An 18,514-nucleotide genomic window follows, 5' to 3' on the forward strand; every position below is an offset into this window, starting at 1 on the left:
TACTTCTTAACCGCGGGCGGTTAAGAAGTACTCACGGGCGCCGGAGGCGCACACCGAGGAGAGCGTCCACGGCGGCAGCGAATTCGCCCGGCGCGTTCGCGTCCGAGCCACCGTTGTCGAGGGCGCGACGGGCCCAGCCGTCGAGGGCGTCGAGCGCCTTCGGGGTGTCGAGATCGTCCGCGAGATGCTGGCGCAGCCGGGCGATCGTGTCGGTGGCCGACTGCGCGGACTCGAGTGCCGCGGCGTCCTTCCAGAGCTTCAGCCGGGTGTGGGCGTCGGCGAGAACCTGCTCGGTCCACGGACGGTCCTGCCGGTAGTGCCCGGACAGCAGTCCGAGGCGGATGGCGGCCGGGTCGACCCCCTCGCCGCGCAGCTTCGACACGAACACGAGGTTGCCGCGGCTCTTCGACATCTTCTCGCCGTCGAGACCGATCATGCCGGTGTGCACGTAGTGGCGGGCGAAGCGACGGTCGCCCGTGGCCGACTCGGCGTGCGCCGCGGAGTACTCGTGGTGCGGGAAGATCAGGTCGCTGCCGCCGCCCTGCACGTCGAAACCCGAGCCGATGCGGTTGAGGGCGATGGCCGAACACTCGATGTGCCAGCCGGGACGCCCGGGACCGAACGGCGACGGCCAGGACGGCTCGCCCGGGCGCACCGCACGCCACACCAGCGCGTCGAGGGGATCTTCCTTGCCGGGGCGGTCGGGGTCGCCGCCGCGCTCGGCGAAGAACTTGTCCATCGTCTCGCGGTCGTATCCGGACTCGTACCCGAACTGCTCCGTCGCTTTGGCGCGGAAGTACACGTCGGGGAACTCGGGGTCGTCGACGACGTAGGCGGCGCCGGACGCGACGAACTTCTCGACCATCTCGATCACTTCGCCGATCGACTCCACCGCGCCGACGTAGTCGCGCGGGGGCAGTACCCGGAGGGCTTCCATGTCTTCGCGGAACAGCGCCGTCTCGCGCATGCCGAGGACGACCCAGTCCTCGCCGTCGCGGTTGGCGCGCTCGAACAGCGGGTCGTCGACGTCGGTGACGTTCTGGACGTAGTGCACGTCGTGCCCGGCGTCACGCCAGATCCGGTTCACCAGATCGAACGTCAGGTATGTGGCCGCGTGACCGAGGTGGGTGGCGTCGTAGGGGGTGATACCGCACACGTACATCGTGGCCGTGCGCCCGGGAGTGACGGGACGAACCTGCCGGTCAGCGGTGTCGAACAACCGCAGCGGAGGCCCCTGGCCTGGAACGGACGGGACAGCGGTTTCGGACCAAGACTGCATGACAGCGAGCCTAGTGGACCCGCGTTTCCGCCTCGGAGGGAGCCGCCGCCCGCAGGCCGCTGATCGGGTTCGTCAGAACGCGGGCCACGGGATGGGCCGGTGACCGTTCGGCCGGGGCATCACCGGCGCCGCGAGGAGGTCCACGGCACGTTCGTACAGGGCGGCGACCTCGTTGGACGTGATGTGCTCACCCAGGCGCGCACCGAAGTCGCCCTCGAGCGCGGAGATCAATTCGGCGATGTCGACGACGAGGGCGCCCGGCACCTCCGTCCCGGCCCACCCCCACAACACGGTCCGCAGTTTGTTCTGCGTGTGCAGGCAGATGCCGTGGTCGACGCCGTAGACGGAACCGTCGAGCCCCTCGAGTGCGTGGCCGCCCTTGCGGTCGGCATTGTTGATCAGCACGTCGAGGACCGCCATCCGCTGCAGCCGCGGGTCGTCGGCGTGGATGAGCGCGACCGGTTCGCCGTCCATGTCGGTGGCGCGCAGGATCTCGAACCAGCCCTCGGGGACGGCGTCGGGGGCGCAGATGTCGACGAGGTCGAGACCGCCGGGGTCGTCGGCGTGCCGGTCGGGGGTGTCGACCCACCGCTGCACCATCCCCGGGCCGAACGGACCGTCCCGCAGGAGAGTGCGGGGAATCACACCCCATCCGAGTTGCTCGGACACGAGGTACGACGCGTATTCACGGCCGGCGAGCGTGCCGTCCGGGAAGTCCCACAACGGACGCTCCCCGCGGACCGGCTTGTACACGCAGCGGACGGTGGTCTCGCCCTCGACCGCGTCGCACACCAGGGTGGCGTTACTGGCGTGGGTGATCTGGCCGATGAGGGTCAGCTCGCCGGACTCCAGAGGATCAGACTCCTCGGCAGGCAACCGTCAGTCCTCCTCGTCCATCTCCGGGGTGAGACCGAAGCTCTGGCCACGGCGGTACCCGTTGGTCCGGATGCAGATGTGCCCCTCCGGGGCCAGCGGCTCACCGCACAGCGGGCACGGCGCGCGCCCGGCGGCGATGACCCGCTCGGACCGCAACGAGAAGTCCCGCGCCTGCAACGGGGTGAGGAACACACGCACGGCGTCCGGTCCGTCCTCGGAGTCGTCGAGAACGACGGACTCGTCGAACTCCGTTTCGCTGACGGCGAGCAGTTCCACCACGACGGCTCCGGCGTCCGCGTCCCAGCCCAGGCCCATCGTGCCGACCCGGAACTCGGCGTCGATCGGGGTGACGAGGGGGCTCGCGTCGTCGAGTTCGGCCCCCTGCGGGGGAACCTCCGTCCCGAACCGGCGGTGCACTTCCTCGAGGAGGAGTCCCATCCGGTCGGCCAGTACCTGGACCTGCTGTTTCTCCAGCAGGACGCTGATCACTCGCGCCTCGTGTACTGCCTGGAGATAGAACGACCTGTCACCGGGTTCACCCACCGTCCCGGCAATGAATCGGTCAGGAGTGCGGAATACGTGAATTGCGCGTGACATTGCACCTCCTTCGGCTGGAGCCGGGCCCTACTGCGGCGCTGCCCACTCGTTGTTCCGTCTCGGACTGTTCCTCGCAGCATGTTGCGTTCATTATCCGTCAATCGTGACCGGCGGGGTCCGCCTAATCGTCACCGGCGAGGTCCGCCTAATACTCACAGCCGGACCTCCCCGCCGGGCACCGATCCGGATACTTCGGCGCGGGCGCCGTCTCCGGACACCGGTGGCGTGTTCACTCCGGACAGATCGGCCCCGGTGTCGTTCATCTTCAGCACGTACGGACGGGTGGAGGTGTACCGGACGACGCTGATCGAGGCCGGCTCGGCGACGATCCGCTGGAATCCGTCGAGGTGCGCGCCGAGGGCGTCCGCGAGGACCGACTTGATGACGTCGCCGTGCGAGCACGCCACCCACACGACGTCGCGGCCGTGCAGTTCCGCGAGCCGGGCGTCGTGCTCGCGGACCGCGGCGACGGCCCGGGCCTGGACCTGCGCCAGACCTTCTCCTCCCGGGAACACCGCGGCGGACGCGTGCTGCTGCACGATCTTCCACAGCGGTTCCTCGAGCAGGACCTTCAGCTCGCGACCCGTCCACTCGCCGTAGTCGACCTCGACCAGCCGATGTTCCACCACGGGGGTCAGGCCCCGGGCCCGGGCGAGCGGTTCCACGGTCTGCTCGCACCGCACGAGGGGCGAATGCACGATCTCCTCGATCGCCACGTCGGCGAGCCGGGACACGACGGCCTGAGCCTGCTCGCGGCCGCGGTCGTCGAGTTCGACTCCCGGCGACCGGCCGGCAAGCGTGTGTGCAGTGTTCGAGGTCGACCGCCCGTGGCGCAGCAGCACAACTGTCATTGGACCAGCCTAGTGTCGTGCACTCCCTGGCCGCCCGATCTCAGGTGGCCGACACGACGCCGGTCGCGAGAAGCGACAGGACGATCACGCCGAGGATGATGCGGTAGCCGACGAACCAGTACATCGAGTGGTCGACGACGAAACGGAGCAGCCACGCGATCGACGCGTAGCCGATGGCGAACGCGATCGCGGTCGCGACGAGGAGCTGCGGGCCGCTCGCGTTGAGACCTTCACCGGCCGGTTCGAACGCGTCCGGCAGGCTGAACAGCCCGGACGCGACAACCGCGGGGATCGCGAGGAGGAAGGAGTAGCGCGCCGCGGCTTCACGGGTGAGTCCGAGGAAGAGGCCGGCGCTGATCGTGCCGCCCGAGCGCGAGACGCCCGGGATCAGGGCGAGCGCTTGGGCCGAACCCATGATGATGCCGTCCTTGGCACGCAGGTCCTCGACGGGACGCACCTTCCGCCCGTAGTACTCGGCCGCCGCGATGACCAACGCGAACACGATCAGCATGGTGGCGATCAGCCACAGGTTGCGGGCACCGGTGCGGATCTGGTCCTTGAAGAGGAAGCCGAGCACACCCACCGGGATCGTGCCGATGATCACATACCAGCCCATCCGGTAATCGAGATCACTGCGATGCTCGGGATGGAACAGTCCCCGGAACCATCCGGCGATGATCCGTCCGATGTCGCGGGCGAAGTAGATGAGCACCGCGGCTTCCGTGCCGAGCTGGGTGACTGCGGTGAAGGACGCACCGGCGTCGTCACCGAAGAAGATCTCCGACACGATCCGGAGATGGCCGGACGAGGAGATCGGCAGGAACTCGGTCAATCCCTGGACCGCACCGAGGACAATCGCCTGGAGCCAGGACATCGCCTCGCCCATCACTCACCGGTCCCGAGGTCGAATGTGCCGCTCTGACGCCAATTTCCCATGTCGCGTTCGTAATTCACCGGCGCCACGGTACCGGGGAGGGCGACCTCCGGCAGAATCCGGCGTGGCAGGACCCCTGCCACGCGATACCCCACTACTCTGCACCTGTGGTGGCCGGTTCCGGGGGGCACCAGCATCTTCGGGGGCGACGCCGGGATTGCAGCTACGGTACGAGACGCAGGCGGTTATGGAACAGAGATCGGTCGGAGCAAGCGGGTTACGAGTGTCACGGCTCGGCCTGGGCACGCTCACGTGGGGTCGGGACACGGACGGCGACGAGGCGGCGGCGCAGATCGCGGCGTTCGTCGATGCGGGCGGAACGCTCGTCGACACCTCGCCCGCGTACGGCGACGGTGTGGCGCAGCGGATCCTGGCGGAACTGCTCGACGACGTGGTGCCGCGCACGGAACTCGTCCTGAGCTCGAGTTCCGGGATCAACCCGTCGGGTCCCTCGCGGATCGACTGCTCGCGACGGGGTCTCGTCGCCCAGCTCGACGCCACCCTGCGCGAGCTCGGCACCGACTACCTGGACATGTGGCAGGTCGCCACGTGGGATCCGTTCACGCCGGTCGACGAGGTCGCCGCCACTCTCGATTTCGCGGTGGCGAGCGGCCGGGTCCGGTACGTCGGGGCGCGGGGTTACCTCGGGTGGCAACTGGCCACTGCGGCAGGCGCGTCCCGCGGCACCACGCTCGTCGCCACCCAGGTGGAGTACTCGCTGCTCGCCCGGGGCGTCGAGGAGGAGCTCGTTCCGGCCGCGGCGCATCACGGCATCGGGGTGTTCGCGGCCGTTCCGCTCGCCCGCGGGGTCCTGACCGGCAAATACCGCAACGGCATCCCCGTCGATTCACGCGGTGCCGACGACGCGCACGCGCAGGACGTCCAGAGTTACCTCACCGACTCCTCCGTCCGGGTGGTCGACGCGGTCGTGACCGCGGCCGACGGGCTCGGCACCTCCCCGCTGGCCGTCGCGCTCGCGTGGGCGCGCGACCGTCCGGGTGTCGCGAGCGCGGTCGTCGGGGCCAGGGACATCGCACAGCTGACCGGTGTGCTCGTCGCCGAGGAACTGGAGTTGCCCGCCGCGATCTCGGCGGCGCTCGACGACGTCAGCGCCTAGCGTGTGCAGGAGCCGGCAGACGTGCACCTGCAGTTCACGTGCAGGGCAGGCTAACCTGGTGCCCACCGGCCGACGCCCGTAGATCTGCAGGAGAGTCCATGACCACGCTGAACGAGGCCGACGCGGCCGACCGCCGAACCGTCGGCTTCGCCGAGCGCATCAAGGCCGGGACGGACGCCGCTCACCGGGAGACCGAGCAGTCCCGGTTCGTCGGAGCCCTCCTCGCCGGTGAACTCACCTCGGACGGCTACGCCGAACTGCTCGCACAGACGTACCTCGTCTACCGCGAACTCGAGGACGCCGGGCGCACCCACACCGGCAACCCCGTCGCGTCGCCGTTTCTCCACGACGAACTGCTGCGGGTCCCGTCGTTGGAAGCGGATCTCGAGTTCCTGCGCGGGTCGTCGTGGCGCGAGACCGTGTCCGCGCTGCCCGCCACCACCCGCTACGTGGAGCGGCTCCGCGAGGTGGCGTACGAGTGGCCCGCCGGTTTCGTTGCGCACCACTACATCCGGTACATGGGAGACCTGTCCGGTGGGCAGATCATCCGGCGCATGCTCGAACGCGCCTACGGGTACACCACCGACGGCCTGCAGTTCTACATCTTCGACGACATCCCGAAACCGAAGGTGTTCAAGGACACCTTCCGCGCGAAACTCGACGCCGCGCCCCTGACTCCGGAGGACCAGCAACGGGTGATCGACGAGGTCAACTTCGCCTACCGTCTCAACGGCGACCTGTTCGCCGCCCTCGAAGCGGACATCGACCGGTACCTCGCACGATGAGATCGGTGTTCCGGACCCGCACGGACAGGTTGCTGTTCGCCGTTCTCGTCCTGCTTCTCGTGTCCGCGGTGGGGGTGTCGGCGTGCGCTTCCGGCGCCGGTGACAGCGCCGGCGGCACCGGCGGTGCGCGCACGGCGGTCCTCGACGACCTGAATCCCGAACCTCTCGCGTCCCCCGCCACGCCGGTGCTGCCCGTCACGGTCCGCAGTTTCGACGGGGTGGACGTGACGATCACGGACGCGAGCCGGATCGTGACCGCGGACCGCTACGGAACGCTCACCGAGACGGTCTTCGCGCTCGGACTCGGCGACAACGTGGTGGGCCGGGACATCGCCTCCGAGTTCCCGGCCGCACAGGACGTGCCGGTGGTGACCCCCGGCGGGCAGTCCCTCAACGCCGAGGCCATCCTCGACCTGGCTCCGACGGTGATCCTCACCGACACCAGCATCGGACCGCAGGCCGTGCAGGATCAGCTGCGGGCCGCCGGTGTTCCGGTCGTCTTCTTCGATCCGACGCGGACCCTCGAGGGTGTGCCCGGCCAGATCACGGCGGTGGCGAATGCGCTCGGTGTGCCCGAGCAGGGCCGCGAACTCGCGGCCCGCACCGAGAGTGAGATCACGGCCGCCCGGAGTCGCGCCCCGCAGGGCGACGAGCCGCTGAAGATCGCGTTCCTCTATCTGCGCGGCACCGCGATCACCATGATCGGCGGCCCGGGCTCGGGCGCCGACTCGCTGATCGACGCACTCGGCGCCGTCGACGCGGGCACCGCCTCGGGCATCACGCAGCAGTTCGCGCCGATCACCAGCGAGGCCCTGATCGCCGCCGCCCCCGACGTCCTCCTGATGATGACGGGCGGGCTCGAATCGATCGGCGGCATCGAGGGACTCGAGAAGATCCCCGGCGTGGCGCAGACTCCGGCGGGCAAGAACCAGCGCGTCGTGGACATGCAGGACGGGGTGCTGCTCAGCTTCGGCCCCAACACGGGCCGTGTTCTCGGCGCGTTGGCCGACGCCGTCTACCCGACCGCCAATCCATGACCGTCGAAGACCTCCGCGCTCCGGGTAAGCCTTCCTCACGTACTCGAACCGGTGCCGTCCTCGGCGGCCTGCTGATCGCCCTCGTTGTCGCCGCCGTGTTCTCGGCCTGCATCGGACAGGTTCCGACCGGACCCGGAGAGGTTCTCGGCAGCATCCTGCACCGCATCGGCCTGGATCTCGGACCGATGCCCGCGCACCCCAGCGGTGAGGTGACGCTGTGGGAGGTTCGGTTCCCGCGGGTGGTCCTCGCCATCCTGGTCGGGGCGGCGCTCGGATGCGCGGGTGCGCTGCTGCAGGGTGTGTTCGCCAACCCGCTCGCCGAACCGGGTGTCATCGGGGTGTCGGCCGGCGCTGCGGTCGGCGCCAGCGCCGCCATCGTGGTCGGCGGCGCGTTCGCGGCCGGGTGGACGGTGGCCGCGGCCGCCTTCGTCGCCGGACTGATCACCACCGTCGCCGTCTACGTCCTCGCCCGGCACGAGGGCCGCACCGAGGTGGTGACCCTCGTCCTCACCGGTGTGGCGGTCAACGCGTTCGCCGGCGGCCTCATCGCCTTCTTCACGTTCGTCGCGTCCCCTGCGGCGCGCGATCAGATCGTCTTCTGGCAACTCGGCAGCCTCAACGGGGCCACCTGGAACGCGGTCGCGGTGGTGGCGCCGATGACCGTCGCCGGGATCGCCGCCACGATGATGATCGCCGGGAAACTCGACCTGCTGTCCCTCGGCGAGAGCGCGGCCCGGCACCTCGGCCTCGACGTCGAGCGGCTGCGTCAGATCGCCGTGCTGATCGTCGCCCTGCTCGTCTCCTCCAGCGTCGCCTTCACCGGCATCATCCTGTTCGTCGGACTGGTGGTCCCGCACCTGATGCGCATCGCCGTCGGGCCGGGCCACCGGGCCCTGATTCCGGCGAGCGCGCTGTGCGGCTCGCTCGTGCTGCTCCTCGCCGACCTGGGCGCCCGGTCGCTCGTGGCGAACGCGGACCTCCCGCTCGGCATGCTGACGGCCCTCGTCGGCGGGCCGTTCTTCTTCTGGTTGCTGCGCCGCACCCGGGCCAGCCAGGGCGGGTGGGCATGAGTCCGGCATTCCACCCGCTCCGCACCCGCATCGGCGAAGCGATCGAGCAGAGCCTGTTCCGGCGGACCGACCCGGTGCCGCCGCCGCGCTCCTCGGGGGCCGTGACGCTGCGGGCGGACAGCATCGCCGTCACCCGCGGGGGCAGGCCCGTGCTCGAGGACGTGTCCGTCGACGTGCGGATCGGGGAAGTCCTCGTTCTCGTCGGCCCCAACGGGGCGGGCAAGTCGACGCTCCTCGCGGCGCTGTCGGGCGATCAGGACGTGCATTCGGGAACCGTGCACCTCGACGACCGGAACCTCGGCGGCTGGACGGCGCTCGAGATGGCTCAGCGCCGGGCGGTCCTCCCCCAGCAGAACACGGTCGGATTCTCGTTCACCGCACGTCAGGTGATCACGATGGGCCGCTCACCGTGGGCGCGCACGCCCCGCTCCGACGACGACGCCCCCGCCATCGCCGAGGCCATGCGGATCTGCGACGTCGTGGCGTTCGCCGACCGGCCGTTCACGGCGCTCTCGGGTGGCGAGCGTGCCCGGGTGGCACTGGCGCGGGTGCTCGCGCAGCGCACCGAGACGATCCTGCTCGACGAGCCCACTGCCGCCCTCGACCTCGGCCACCAGGAGACCGTGATGCGTCTCGCCCGCTCCCGTGCGGAGCAGGGCACCGCGGTGGTGGTCGTCCTCCACGACCTCGCGCTCGCCGCCGCGTACGCGGACCGGATCGTGGTCCTCGAGCAGGGACGCGTCGCCGCCGACGGGCCTCCCGGCGACGTCCTGTCCGAGGAATTGCTGACCCGGGTGTACGGGCACCCCGTCGAGGTCATCGAGCACCCGGTGACCGGTGCGACCCTCGTCCTCCCCCGCCGCGATCAGCGCTAGACCGCGGGGTTCACAGCCCGTCGATGACCGCGCCGAGGCGGCTGAGCACCGCACGCACGGTGATTCCGTCCTCCGGCCCTGCCACGTGGGAATCGGGATCGGACACGGCATCTCTCACGACGGCGACGATGCTGCGCTCATCGGTCAGGTCGATCTCCCGGACCGAGCGTCGCGCCGACGCCACGATGTCGTCCGGAGCCGGGACCTCGGTTTCGACGTCGGCGCGGTAGACCTCGACGTGCATCGTGCTCTTGCGCACCCGGAATGCGTAGGAGTTACCTTCTGCGGTCCGGCCGAAGCCGTGTGCGTGCGGTCCTACCGAGATGTCTTCGACGGTGAACGTCGGTGTTTCGGGTATTTCCACGGTCTTCTCCTCGATGACCTGGGCCGGCGATCGGAAGACCGCCGGGCGCGGGGTCGATGTTTCTCACGGTATCGCCTCGGCACCCGCTCGGCACCGACCGCATTCGTGGGCGTTTCGCGGATCAGGGATGCTTGTGGGCAGTTGTACAGGTGTAGGTCGATGAGAGAACCCCGAGGAGCAGCACATGGGTAGACCGGGAGCGCGCGTCGTCGCCTCGTGTATCGGAGTGGCATTTCTACTGGTCACGGGCTGTTCGTCGAACTCCGACGAGGATCAGGCGATCACGATCGCGCCCGCGAGTGCCGCACAGTCCCCGGCCCAGAACACCACGCCTGCCGGTGTCGTCCACCCTCTCGGACTGCCCATCGAGTCCACCACATTCGACCCCGAGACCCGCACGACCGTCGTCCTGGGCGGCGAAGGCAACCAGGTCCTGCTGTTCCCGGCGGGGGATTTCACAGCGCCTCCGCGGGTGATTCCGCTGGACGACACCGTCGCCCAGGTCTCCCTCGCCCCCGGCGGTGTGGCGTTACTCGCCATGAACACGCAGGTAGGACGCCTGGACCTGCGAACCGGCGAGCTGGTGTTCGTCCCGGCCGACGGCGACGTCCGGTCGGTCGCCCAACTGCCCGACGGGCGGCTGGCGATGGGCCTGGGCAATGGCGAGATTCACATCGTGAACACCGACACGAACGAGTCACAGGTGATCGGCGGTCTCACGTCCGTCGACGGGCTTGCCGTCGTCGGCGACTCACTCACCGCCCTCGACCGTGGTCAGACGTCCGTCACCGCCATCGACGTCCCCGCTGCCGCGCTCGGTGTCGCGCTGCGCGCCGGGGAAGGTGCGACGCAGCTCACGACCGATCACTACGGACGGATCCTCGTCACCGACACAACCGGCGACGAACTGCTCGCCTACACCACCGACACACTGATGCTCCGCCAGCGGTTCCCCGCCGGGCTCGCGCCGTACGCCGTCGCCTACGACGACACCGCCGACCGGGCGTGGGTCACGCTGACCGAGACCAACGAAGTGGTCGGATTCGACCTGTCGAGCGGTGTCGGCGTGGAAACGGCACGGTATCCCACCGTCCGGCAGCCGAACTCTGTCACTGTGGATACCGTGAACGGTGACCTCCTGATCGGTTCCGCGACGGGAGACGGCCTGCAGCAGATCCCGACGAGGAGTTCGTAGATGGCATCGCATTCACGTCGACTCCCCTCCGGGTGGGAGATCGAATCCGAGGACTTCGAGTACGTGCCGCTCCGGCTGCCACCCGACGTCACCCGTATCAGTGCTTCGATGAGGTTGGCCATCCAGGCGGAGTTCGGTGGCTGGGAGCTGTCCCGGGTCCGCCTGTACTCCGACGGTAGCCGCCGTGTGCTGCTCAAACGAAGGAAGACCGCTCACCATGTCCCCGACCCCGCAATCTAGGGAGACCTCCTTGTACCACCTGCTCCTACGGGTGATGTTCCGCGTTCCTCCGGAGCGGATTCATCACCTGGCCTTCGCTGCGATGCGCCTGGTCACGCGGTTCTCGCCGTTGCGTCAGCTCGTCGGCAAGGTTCTCGTCGTGGACGATCCGGTACTGCGGAACACCGTGTTCGGACTCGACTTCCCGGCGCCGCTCGGTCTGGCCGCCGGGTTCGACAAGGATGCGACCGGCGTCGACGCGTGGGGTCCCCTCGGCTTCGGGTTCGCCGAGGTGGGCACCGTCACCGCCCAGGCCCAGCCCGGCAACCCGGCTCCCCGCCTGTTCCGGCTGCCCGCGGACCGCGCCCTGATCAACCGGATGGGTTTCAACAACCACGGCGCAGGCAATGCCGCCAATCATCTTCGTCAGCGCCGGGCCGGTGTCCCGATCGGCGCGAACATCGGCAAGACCAAGATCGTCGACGCCGCGGACGCCCCGGCCGACTACACGGCGAGCGCGCAACTACTGGGCCCGCTGGCCGATTTCATGGTGGTCAACGTCAGCTCACCCAACACCCCGGGACTGCGGGACCTGCAGGCCGTCGAATCTCTCCGGCCTCTCCTGCGTGCCGTTCTCGACTGCGTGACCGTCCCGGTTCTGGTGAAGATCGCCCCCGACCTGTCCGACGACGACGTCGATGCGGTCGCGGATCTCGCGCTCGAACTCGGCCTGGCCGGCATCGTCGCGACCAACACCACCATCCGCCGGGACGGGCTGAACACCCCGGACGACGAGGTGTCCGCGATCGGCGCGGGCGGGTTGTCGGGACCTCCGGTCGCCGAACGATCGCTCAAGGTCCTCCGCCGCCTGCACGCGCGGGTGGGTGATCGCCTGGTGCTGATCTCCGTCGGCGGCATCGAGACGGTCGACCAGGCATGGGAACGGATCCTGGCCGGGGCGTCCCTCGTGCAGGGTTACACCGGCTTCATCTACGGCGGGCCGTTCTGGGCTCGCCGCATCCACAAGGGGCTGGCCCGGAAGGTGCGCGAGGCCGGCTACTCCTCCGTCGCCGATGCGGTCGGCGCCGGCGCCGTGCGCTGACACGGACCGTACACAGACCGGTGGCCGGCGAATCCCGAGGATTCGCCGGCCACCCGCGTCTTCCGAAGCTACCGAGCTACTGCTCGTACGTCCCCTGGATCTTCGCGCGAGCGATCGCATGCGAGAACAGGTTGAAACCCAGGAACGCCGGCGTCGAGTCGGCGGTGACCCCGTCGAGAGTCTCCACGTCGAGCGCGTGGACCACGAAGATGTAGCGGTGCGGTCCGTGCCCTTCCGGCGGGGCCGCGCCGAGGAAACGACGCAATCCGGCGTCGTTCTTCAGCGTGATCGCACCGCTCGGCAGCCCGGTTCCGTCGTCGTCGCCTGCGCCGCTCACCAGCGTGGTCGTGTCGGCCGGAATGTTGGCGACCGCCCAGTGCCAGAATCCGGACGCCGTCGGCGCGTCGGGGTCGTACACCGTCACCGCGAAGCTCTTGGTCTCGGCGGGGAACCCCGACCACGACAGCTGCGGCGAGTTGTCGTAGCCGCCGGCGCCGAAGATTCCGCTGACCTGTTCCTTGTTCATCGGCTGTCCGTCGGTGACGTCGGTGGAGGTCAGCTCGAAACTCGGCAGGTCGGGAAGTGCCTCGTACGGGTCGTGTGACATGCGGTTCCTCTCTTGTCGCGTATCGGTTCTCGGATCAGCTGTGGAGCAGAAAATGTTCCAGCACGCGTGTACCGAACAGTAGTGCGTCGACCGGTACCCGTTCGTCGACACCGTGGAACAGCGCGCTGAAATCCAGGTCGGCGGGCAGCTGCAGCGGAGCGAACCCGAAGCACCGGATGCCGAGCTTCGCGAACGCCTTGGCGTCGGTTCCACCCGACAGCATGTAGGGCACGGTCCGGGCACCGGGATCGTGCGCGAGAATCGCGTCGTTCATGGCGTCCACGAGATGTCCGTCGAACGTCGTCTCGTAGGAGTCGAGTTTCGTGATCCATTCGCGCTGGACGTCCGGCCCGATGAGCTCGTCGACCGTCGCCTCGAACTCGGCCTGCCTGCCAGGCAGGATCCGGCAGTCGACGACCGCCTCCGCGGTCTGCGGGATGACGTTGGCCTTGTAGCCGGCCGAGAGCATGGTCGGGTTCGCGGTGTCGCGGAGGGTAGCGCCGATGATGTTGGCGATGGTGCCGAGTTTCGCGAGGGTGCCGTCGAGGTCGGGCGACTTCGGGTCGAAGTCGAGTCCGGTCTCCTCACCCGCCGCTTCGAGGAATTCGGCCACCGAATCGGAGATGACCAACGGGAACGTGTGCGCACCCAGCCGGGCGACCGCCTGCGCCAGGATGGTGACGGCGTTGTCAGTGTGCAGGAACGAGCCGTGCCCGGCGCGACCCTTGGCCGTCAGCCGCATCCATCCGAGACCCTTCTCGGCGGTCTCGACGAGATAGAGCCTGCGGTCGGTGCCGTCCGGTCGCGGAACGGTCAGGGAGAAACCGCCGACCTCACCGACCGCCTCCGTGACACCCTCGAACAGATCGGGCCGATTCTCGACGAGCCACTGGCAACCGTACTTGCCACCGGCCTCCTCGTCGGCGACGAAGGCGAACACGAGGTCGCGGGGAGGAACGATCCCCTCGGCCTTGAACTGGCGGGCGACCGCCAGGATCATCCCGACCATGTCCTTCATGTCGACGGCGCCGCGACCCCACACGTAACCGTCCTCGACGGCTCCGGAGAACGGGTGCACACGCCAGTCGGCGGGCTCGGCGGGAACGACGTCGAGGTGGCCATGCAGCATGAGGGCGCCGCGGTCGGGGTTCGAGCCCTTCAGCCGGGCGAACACGTTGCCGCGGCCCGGTGCACCCGACTCCACGTACGCGGTCTCGTAGCCCACTTCCTGCAGCTGGGCCGCCACCCACTCCGCACACTCGCGTTCGCCCTTCGTCGTGGCGAGCTCTCCGGTGTTGGACGTGTCGAAGCGGATCAGTGAACTGACGAGATCCACGACTTCGGCTTCGGCGCGACCCTGGCCTGGGGTTTCCTGTGTAGTTGGCACTCCACGTTCCTACCACCGCAGCAGCGGAAACGCTCAGGTGAGAGGGGCGATTTGGGCCGTGGCGGTTCATCGGTTAATCTTTTGCAGCACCCATGAAATGGGGGCAAGCAAGTCCGAGTGGCGGAATGGCAGACGCGCTAGCTTGAGGTGCTAGTGTCCTATTAACGGACGTGGGGGTTCAAGTCCCCCCTCGGACACTCTGAGTTGAGACAGACGAGAAGGCCCCGGTTCATCGAACCGGGGCCTTCTTCGTGAGAGGGCGAAGTTCGATGGGTGAAACAACGACGACGATCGATCCGGCGGATCTCGAGATCTGCCTGAAGGTTCTCGATCAGGCGGCGGAACTCGACGACGCGGATCCCGATTCCGTCACGGTCCAGCGCGCAGTCGGTCACCTCTTCAAGAAATTGAAGAAGCGCAGGCGGATCGCGGCCCGCGACGCCGTCTCCGAGGCCGACCGTCAGGTCGTCGCCGCCACCGCGACGGGTTCCCCCGATCGGATCGACGACGAGACCGCGGGCATCCCGCTCACGTCGAACGCCGACGGCGCATCCGCGGGCACCCTCATCCGACCCCGCCCGTGCTACATCTGCAAGCAGCGTTACACCCGGGTCGACGCCTTCTATCACCAGCTGTGCCCCGACTGCGCGGCCAAGAGCCGCGCCAAGCGGGACGCGCGCGCGGACCTCACCGGCCGCCGGGCACTGCTGACCGGCGGTCGCGCCAAGATCGGCATGTACATCGCCCTGCGGTTGCTCCGCGACGGAGCCCACACGACGATCACGACACGTTTCCCCAACGACGCCATCCGCCGGTTCAAGGCGATGGAGGACAGCAGCGAGTGGATCCACCGGCTGCGCGTCGTCGGTATCGATCTGCGCGACCCGGCGCAGGTCGTCGCGCTGGCCGACTCCGTTGCCGCGCAGGGCCCGCTGGACATCCTGATCAACAACGCCGCGCAGACGGTGCGACGCTCCCCCGGCGCCTACAGCGCGCTGGCGGACGCGGAGTCCGGGGCCCTTCCCTCGGGCGACCTGCCCGACGTCCTGACGTTCGGCAAGACGAGCGACGCCCACCCGGCGGCACTCGCCGGTTCACTGTCCGACGTGTCCGCAATGGCGGGCGCCGCACTGTCCCCCGACGCGGTGAGTTCGCTCGCACTGGTCGCGAAGTCGGCATCCCCAGATCGCATCGACCAGGGTCTCGCGATCGACGCCGGCGGACTCCTGCCCGACCTCGCGCACACGAACAGCTGGGTCCAGACGGTCGAGGAAGTCGACCCGATCGAGCTGCTCGAGGTGCAGTTGTGCAACTCGGTCGCCCCGTTCATCCTCGTGTCCCGGCTGCGGCCCGCGATGGCGGCGGCAGGCGCCCGCCGCAAGTACGTGGTGAACGTCTCCGCGATGGAGGGCCAGTTCAGCCGCGCCTACAAGGGTCCGGGGCATCCGCACACCAACATGGCGAAGGCCGCGCTGAACATGCTCACCCGCACCAGCGCCAAGGAGATGCTCGAGGACGGCATCCTCATGACTGCGGTGGACACCGGGTGGATCACCGACGAGCGGCCGCATTACACCAAGATGCGCCTGGCCGACGAGGGCTTCCATGCCCCTCTCGACCTGGTCGACGGTGCCGCCCGTGTCTACGACCCGATCGTCCAGGGCGAGCAGGGCGTCGATCTGCACGGCTGCTTCCTGAAGGACTACGAGCCCTCACCCTGGTGATCGAGCACCGCTCGGATCTCCGTACGAGAGCATCGACACAGCCGGAGCACACTCCGGCACGGGGATAATAGGGGTCGTACCGATACCTGCAAATGGAGGCGTTTCATGGCGATAGCCGTTGTCCACCGAGACAGCCCGGAAGGCCGGGCGGCCATCGTCCACGCCGCCCGTGAGGCTGTGCAACGACGGGAACAGCTGCTCGTCCTCCACGTCCTCGACGACGACCCCGGCCAGGACGCCGAGTCCGACCGGTCCGCCCTGCGCGCCGAGATCCAGGCCACGCTCGAGAGTGGCGGGGTCGGCGAGTCGTCGTGGGAGCTGCGCACCAACGAGCACGACGGTGATCAGGTGAGCGCTCTGCGCGCGCTGGTCGACAGCAGCGGCGCGGATCTGCTCGTCGTGGGTACCCGGCGCATGTCCCCGATCGGCAAGTTCCTCCTGGAACGATGGCTGCAACGCCTCCTTCTCGAGGTCGACATTCCGATCCTGGTGGTCAAGGAAGACGTGCGCGGCACCGCCTGAGCCCGTTACCCGGCGGACCCGGCCGGGCGACGCCTACGATGGCGTATGGGGGAAATTCGGATGTCAGGGGTGCATCGATGGGGAGCGTCTTCTACGAGGTCGTCGCCGACGCCACTGCCGTCGCACACCTGATCTTCATCCTCTACGTCGTGTGCGGTGGGTTTCTCGCCTGGCACTGGCCGCGCACCATCGCCCTCCACCTCGCCGCGGTGGCCTGGGGATTCACCGGCGTCCTCGTCGGCATCGACTGCCCGCTGACCCACCTGGAGAGCTGGGCCCGGGTCCGCGCCGGGCAGGACCCGCTCCCCTCGTCCGGGTTCATCTCCCACTACCTCACCGGGGTCGTCTACCCGGAATCCGCCGCGGGAGCGATCCAAACTCTCGTCGCGCTCGGTGTCGTCACCTCGTGGGTCGGCTACGTCGTCCTGCGGCTCCGCACCCGGGTACCCCTCGCACCCACCCACCCCGGTACCGGACTCTGAGCTCCCGCTTCCCTACCGCCGAGTAGGGTCGTGCCATGACAGACAACGCACGTGAATTGGATCTCGTCGTCTACGGGGCCACCGGCTTCGTCGGCAAACTTCTCGCCGACTATCTCGCACAGCACACTCCGGACGGCGTGCGGATCGCGCTCGCGGGGCGGACAGCCGCCAAACTCGAAGCGGTGCGGTCCGCGCTCGGTCCGCGCGCGGCGCAGTGGCCCGTCATCGTCGCGAACTCCGACGACGCCGCGTCGCTCGCAGCCCTCGCGGGACGCACCCGGGTGGTCGCGACGACGGTCGGGCCGTACGCCAAGTACGGACATGCCCTCGCCGCGGCATGCGCCGAGGCGGGCACCGACTACGTCGACCTCACCGGAGAGGTGCTGTTCGCCCGCGAGAGCATCGACGCCAACCACGATCGGGCCCGCGAGACCGGCGCCCGGATCGTCCACTCCTGCGGGTTCGACTCCATTCCGTCCGACCTCGGGGTGCACGTCCTGTACGAGAAGGTCCGGGAGGACGGCGCCGGCGAACTCACCGACACCACCCTGGTGGTCACGTCCGTGCGCGGCGGCGTCAGCGGCGGCACGATCGATTCGCTGCGCACACAGGTGGACGTGTCGAAGAAGAATCCGGCGTCGCGGCATCTCGCGGCGTCGCCGTACTCGCTGAGCCCCGACCGCTCGAAGGAACCGGACCTCGGCAAGCAGTCCGACATGAGCGTGGTCAACGGCGAGGACATCGCACCCGGCCTGAAGGGGTGGAAGGCCCCCTTCTTCATGGGTCCCTACAACACCCGGGTCGTGCGGCGCAGCAACGCGCTCCGCGACTGGGCCTACGGTCGGGAGTTCAAGTACCGCGAGGTCATGAACGTCGGAAGCTCCCCGATCACACCGGTGATCGCGGGTGCGGTGGCGGCCGGCCTCGGCGGGTTGATCGTCGGAATGGCCCTCCCGCCCACCCGGTACGTCCTCGACCGCGTTCTGCCCTCACCGGGCGACGGCCCCAGCGAAGAGGCGCAGCGCAAGGGCCACTTCACCATCGACGTGTACACGACCACCACCACGGGCGCGCGCTACACGTCGCGAGTGAAGGCGAAGGGCGATCCCGGATACAGCGCCACCGCGGTGATGCTCGGCGAATCCGCGCTGAGCCTCGTCCTCGGCGGCGACGCACTGCCGGATTCGGCCGGCGTCCTCACCCCCGCCACGGCACTCGGCGACGTCCTGGTGACACGGCTGCGCGACGCGGGCTTCGAGATCTCTGCGCGAAAACTGTGAGCGGTTGGGCGCGTGTGAAGATGACACGCGCCCACCCCTCCAGCTAGTGTCGAACCTTGTGCGCGGACGGCCGCGCATGCGACGAGAGATGTGGGAGTCCGAGTGAACGGCACGAGCGCGCAGGCAGGCCCCGCGGCCTCGCTCGCCCTCATGCCCTTCTGGCCCTCCCGCCGAGGCCATGCATACGACCAGGGATGTTGCTGACCAGCCT

Annotated in this window: 20 protein-coding genes and 1 tRNA gene; 13 read left to right on the forward strand and 8 right to left on the reverse strand. The window is 68.9% G+C overall.

The window, feature by feature from the left end; all coding sequences use genetic code 11:
• Window positions 1-31: 31 nt before the first annotated feature.
• The 5 genes from mshC to HGB39_RS22515 all read right to left on the reverse strand — a co-directional run bounded on the left by mshC (window position 32) and on the right by HGB39_RS22515 (window position 4,489).
• Entirely contained in the window at window positions 32-1,279 is a 1,248-nt protein-coding gene (gene mshC, locus HGB39_RS22495) for a cysteine--1-D-myo-inosityl 2-amino-2-deoxy-alpha-D-glucopyranoside ligase (RefSeq protein WP_005564198.1), read from the reverse strand.
• 72 nt (window positions 1,280-1,351) lie between these two features.
• A complete protein-coding gene (locus HGB39_RS22500; RefSeq protein WP_005564197.1) occupies window positions 1,352-2,155 on the reverse strand; it encodes an Rv2133c family protein in 804 nt (267 codons plus the stop codon).
• A 3-nt stretch (window positions 2,156-2,158) separates the two neighbouring features.
• Entirely contained in the window at window positions 2,159-2,752 is a 594-nt protein-coding gene (locus tag HGB39_RS22505) for an Rv2134c family protein (RefSeq protein WP_005256347.1), read from the reverse strand.
• 152 nt (window positions 2,753-2,904) lie between these two features.
• Window positions 2,905-3,603: a histidine phosphatase family protein gene (locus tag HGB39_RS22510; RefSeq protein ID WP_005564195.1), complete on the reverse strand. Its 699-nt coding sequence runs from the start codon at window positions 3,601-3,603 to the stop codon at window positions 2,905-2,907.
• Window positions 3,604-3,643: 40 nt separating this feature from the next.
• Window positions 3,644-4,489, reverse strand: a complete 846-nt coding sequence (locus tag HGB39_RS22515; RefSeq protein WP_043788485.1) for an undecaprenyl-diphosphate phosphatase — start codon at window positions 4,487-4,489, stop codon at window positions 3,644-3,646.
• A gap of 235 nt (window positions 4,490-4,724) precedes the next feature.
• On the opposite strand from HGB39_RS22515, the gene HGB39_RS22520 reads away from it, so the two are divergent.
• From HGB39_RS22520 to HGB39_RS22540, 5 genes are all read left to right on the forward strand, one after another.
• Complete coding sequence (locus HGB39_RS22520) at window positions 4,725-5,654, forward strand: aldo/keto reductase (protein ID WP_064080987.1); 930 nt, start codon at window positions 4,725-4,727, stop codon at window positions 5,652-5,654.
• Window positions 5,655-5,752: 98 nt separating this feature from the next.
• Entirely contained in the window at window positions 5,753-6,439 is a 687-nt protein-coding gene (locus HGB39_RS22525) for a biliverdin-producing heme oxygenase (protein ID WP_005563229.1), read from the forward strand.
• A complete protein-coding gene (locus HGB39_RS22530; RefSeq protein WP_005563228.1) occupies window positions 6,436-7,476 on the forward strand; it encodes a heme/hemin ABC transporter substrate-binding protein in 1,041 nt (346 codons plus the stop codon). Before HGB39_RS22525 ends, HGB39_RS22530 begins: the two co-directional genes overlap by 4 nt.
• Window positions 7,473-8,546: a FecCD family ABC transporter permease gene (locus HGB39_RS22535; RefSeq protein ID WP_005256362.1), complete on the forward strand. Its 1,074-nt coding sequence runs from the start codon at window positions 7,473-7,475 to the stop codon at window positions 8,544-8,546. Before HGB39_RS22530 ends, HGB39_RS22535 begins: the two co-directional genes overlap by 4 nt.
• Window positions 8,543-9,421, forward strand: coding sequence for a heme ABC transporter ATP-binding protein (locus tag HGB39_RS22540; RefSeq protein ID WP_005256364.1), 879 nt, complete (start codon window positions 8,543-8,545; stop codon window positions 9,419-9,421). The genes HGB39_RS22535 and HGB39_RS22540 overlap by 4 nt, the downstream gene beginning before the upstream one ends.
• 10 nt (window positions 9,422-9,431) lie before the next feature.
• Here the strand turns inward: HGB39_RS22540 and HGB39_RS22545 are convergent, their stop codons facing one another.
• On the reverse strand, window positions 9,432-9,785 hold the full coding sequence (locus HGB39_RS22545; RefSeq protein WP_005243085.1) for a hypothetical protein: 354 nt from the start codon (window positions 9,783-9,785) through the stop codon (window positions 9,432-9,434).
• A 184-nt stretch (window positions 9,786-9,969) separates the two neighbouring features.
• On the opposite strand from HGB39_RS22545, the gene HGB39_RS22550 reads away from it, so the two are divergent.
• From HGB39_RS22550 to HGB39_RS22560, 3 genes are read left to right on the forward strand one after another with little or no spacing between them, the layout of a single operon-like run.
• Window positions 9,970-10,980, forward strand: coding sequence for a YncE family protein (locus tag HGB39_RS22550; RefSeq protein ID WP_043787368.1), 1,011 nt, complete (start codon window positions 9,970-9,972; stop codon window positions 10,978-10,980).
• Window positions 10,981-11,220, forward strand: coding sequence for a DUF5703 family protein (locus HGB39_RS22555; RefSeq protein ID WP_005243088.1), 240 nt, complete (start codon window positions 10,981-10,983; stop codon window positions 11,218-11,220).
• A gap of 10 nt (window positions 11,221-11,230) precedes the next feature.
• The gene (locus HGB39_RS22560) at window positions 11,231-12,301 is read left to right on the forward strand and encodes a quinone-dependent dihydroorotate dehydrogenase (protein ID WP_064080986.1); all 1,071 of its coding nucleotides are present in this window, start codon (window positions 11,231-11,233) and stop codon (window positions 12,299-12,301) included.
• A 76-nt stretch (window positions 12,302-12,377) separates the two neighbouring features.
• Here the strand turns inward: HGB39_RS22560 and HGB39_RS22565 are convergent, their stop codons facing one another.
• A complete protein-coding gene (locus HGB39_RS22565) occupies window positions 12,378-12,908 on the reverse strand; it encodes a YbhB/YbcL family Raf kinase inhibitor-like protein (RefSeq protein WP_005573343.1) in 531 nt (176 codons plus the stop codon).
• Window positions 12,909-12,942: 34 nt separating this feature from the next.
• Window positions 12,943-14,295: a M20/M25/M40 family metallo-hydrolase gene (locus HGB39_RS22570; RefSeq protein ID WP_005573344.1), complete on the reverse strand. Its 1,353-nt coding sequence runs from the start codon at window positions 14,293-14,295 to the stop codon at window positions 12,943-12,945.
• Window positions 14,296-14,406: 111 nt separating this feature from the next.
• Here HGB39_RS22570 and HGB39_RS22575 point away from each other — a divergent pair.
• The 5 genes from HGB39_RS22575 to HGB39_RS22595 all read left to right on the forward strand — a co-directional run bounded on the left by HGB39_RS22575 (window position 14,407) and on the right by HGB39_RS22595 (window position 18,303).
• A tRNA-Leu gene (locus HGB39_RS22575) sits at window positions 14,407-14,492 on the forward strand.
• 72 nt (window positions 14,493-14,564) lie between these two features.
• Window positions 14,565-16,019: an SDR family NAD(P)-dependent oxidoreductase gene (locus tag HGB39_RS22580; protein WP_054248103.1), complete on the forward strand. Its 1,455-nt coding sequence runs from the start codon at window positions 14,565-14,567 to the stop codon at window positions 16,017-16,019.
• Window positions 16,020-16,124: 105 nt separating this feature from the next.
• Window positions 16,125-16,541: a universal stress protein gene (locus HGB39_RS22585; protein WP_005243098.1), complete on the forward strand. Its 417-nt coding sequence runs from the start codon at window positions 16,125-16,127 to the stop codon at window positions 16,539-16,541.
• A 77-nt stretch (window positions 16,542-16,618) separates the two neighbouring features.
• Window positions 16,619-17,023 carry a DUF2784 domain-containing protein gene (locus tag HGB39_RS22590; RefSeq protein ID WP_005256373.1) on the forward strand — a complete coding sequence of 135 codons (405 nt, stop codon included), beginning with the start codon at window positions 16,619-16,621 and terminating at the stop codon, window positions 17,021-17,023.
• Between the two features lie 35 nt (window positions 17,024-17,058).
• Window positions 17,059-18,303: a saccharopine dehydrogenase family protein gene (locus HGB39_RS22595; RefSeq protein WP_005564802.1), complete on the forward strand. Its 1,245-nt coding sequence runs from the start codon at window positions 17,059-17,061 to the stop codon at window positions 18,301-18,303.
• The last annotated feature ends 211 nt before the right edge of the window (window positions 18,304-18,514 follow it).

This window comes from Rhodococcus opacus, assembly GCF_012396235.1.
GTDB lineage: Bacteria > Actinomycetota > Actinomycetes > Mycobacteriales > Mycobacteriaceae > Rhodococcus_F > Rhodococcus_F opacus.

Coding starts and splice junctions, on each gene's coding strand:
- mshC (WP_005564198.1), bottom strand. CDS start 1,279: ATGCAGTCTTGGTCCGAAACCGCTGTCCCGTCCGTTCCAGGCCAGGGG.
- HGB39_RS22505 (WP_005256347.1), bottom strand. CDS start 2,752: ATGTCACGCGCAATTCACGTATTCCGCACTCCTGACCGATTCATTGCC.
- HGB39_RS22510 (WP_005564195.1), bottom strand. CDS start 3,603: ATGACAGTTGTGCTGCTGCGCCACGGGCGGTCGACCTCGAACACTGCA.
- HGB39_RS22515 (WP_043788485.1), bottom strand. CDS start 4,489: ATGGGCGAGGCGATGTCCTGGCTCCAGGCGATTGTCCTCGGTGCGGTC.
- HGB39_RS22520 (WP_064080987.1), top strand. CDS start 4,725: ATGGAACAGAGATCGGTCGGAGCAAGCGGGTTACGAGTGTCACGGCTC.
- HGB39_RS22525 (WP_005563229.1), top strand. CDS start 5,753: ATGACCACGCTGAACGAGGCCGACGCGGCCGACCGCCGAACCGTCGGC.
- HGB39_RS22530 (WP_005563228.1), top strand. CDS start 6,436: ATGAGATCGGTGTTCCGGACCCGCACGGACAGGTTGCTGTTCGCCGTT.
- HGB39_RS22535 (WP_005256362.1), top strand. CDS start 7,473: ATGACCGTCGAAGACCTCCGCGCTCCGGGTAAGCCTTCCTCACGTACT.
- HGB39_RS22540 (WP_005256364.1), top strand. CDS start 8,543: ATGAGTCCGGCATTCCACCCGCTCCGCACCCGCATCGGCGAAGCGATC.
- HGB39_RS22550 (WP_043787368.1), top strand. CDS start 9,970: ATGGGTAGACCGGGAGCGCGCGTCGTCGCCTCGTGTATCGGAGTGGCA.
- HGB39_RS22555 (WP_005243088.1), top strand. CDS start 10,981: ATGGCATCGCATTCACGTCGACTCCCCTCCGGGTGGGAGATCGAATCC.
- HGB39_RS22565 (WP_005573343.1), bottom strand. CDS start 12,908: ATGTCACACGACCCGTACGAGGCACTTCCCGACCTGCCGAGTTTCGAG.
- HGB39_RS22580 (WP_054248103.1), top strand. CDS start 14,565: ATGGGTGAAACAACGACGACGATCGATCCGGCGGATCTCGAGATCTGC.
- HGB39_RS22585 (WP_005243098.1), top strand. CDS start 16,125: ATGGCGATAGCCGTTGTCCACCGAGACAGCCCGGAAGGCCGGGCGGCC.
- HGB39_RS22590 (WP_005256373.1), top strand. CDS start 16,619: ATGGGGAGCGTCTTCTACGAGGTCGTCGCCGACGCCACTGCCGTCGCA.
- HGB39_RS22595 (WP_005564802.1), top strand. CDS start 17,059: ATGACAGACAACGCACGTGAATTGGATCTCGTCGTCTACGGGGCCACC.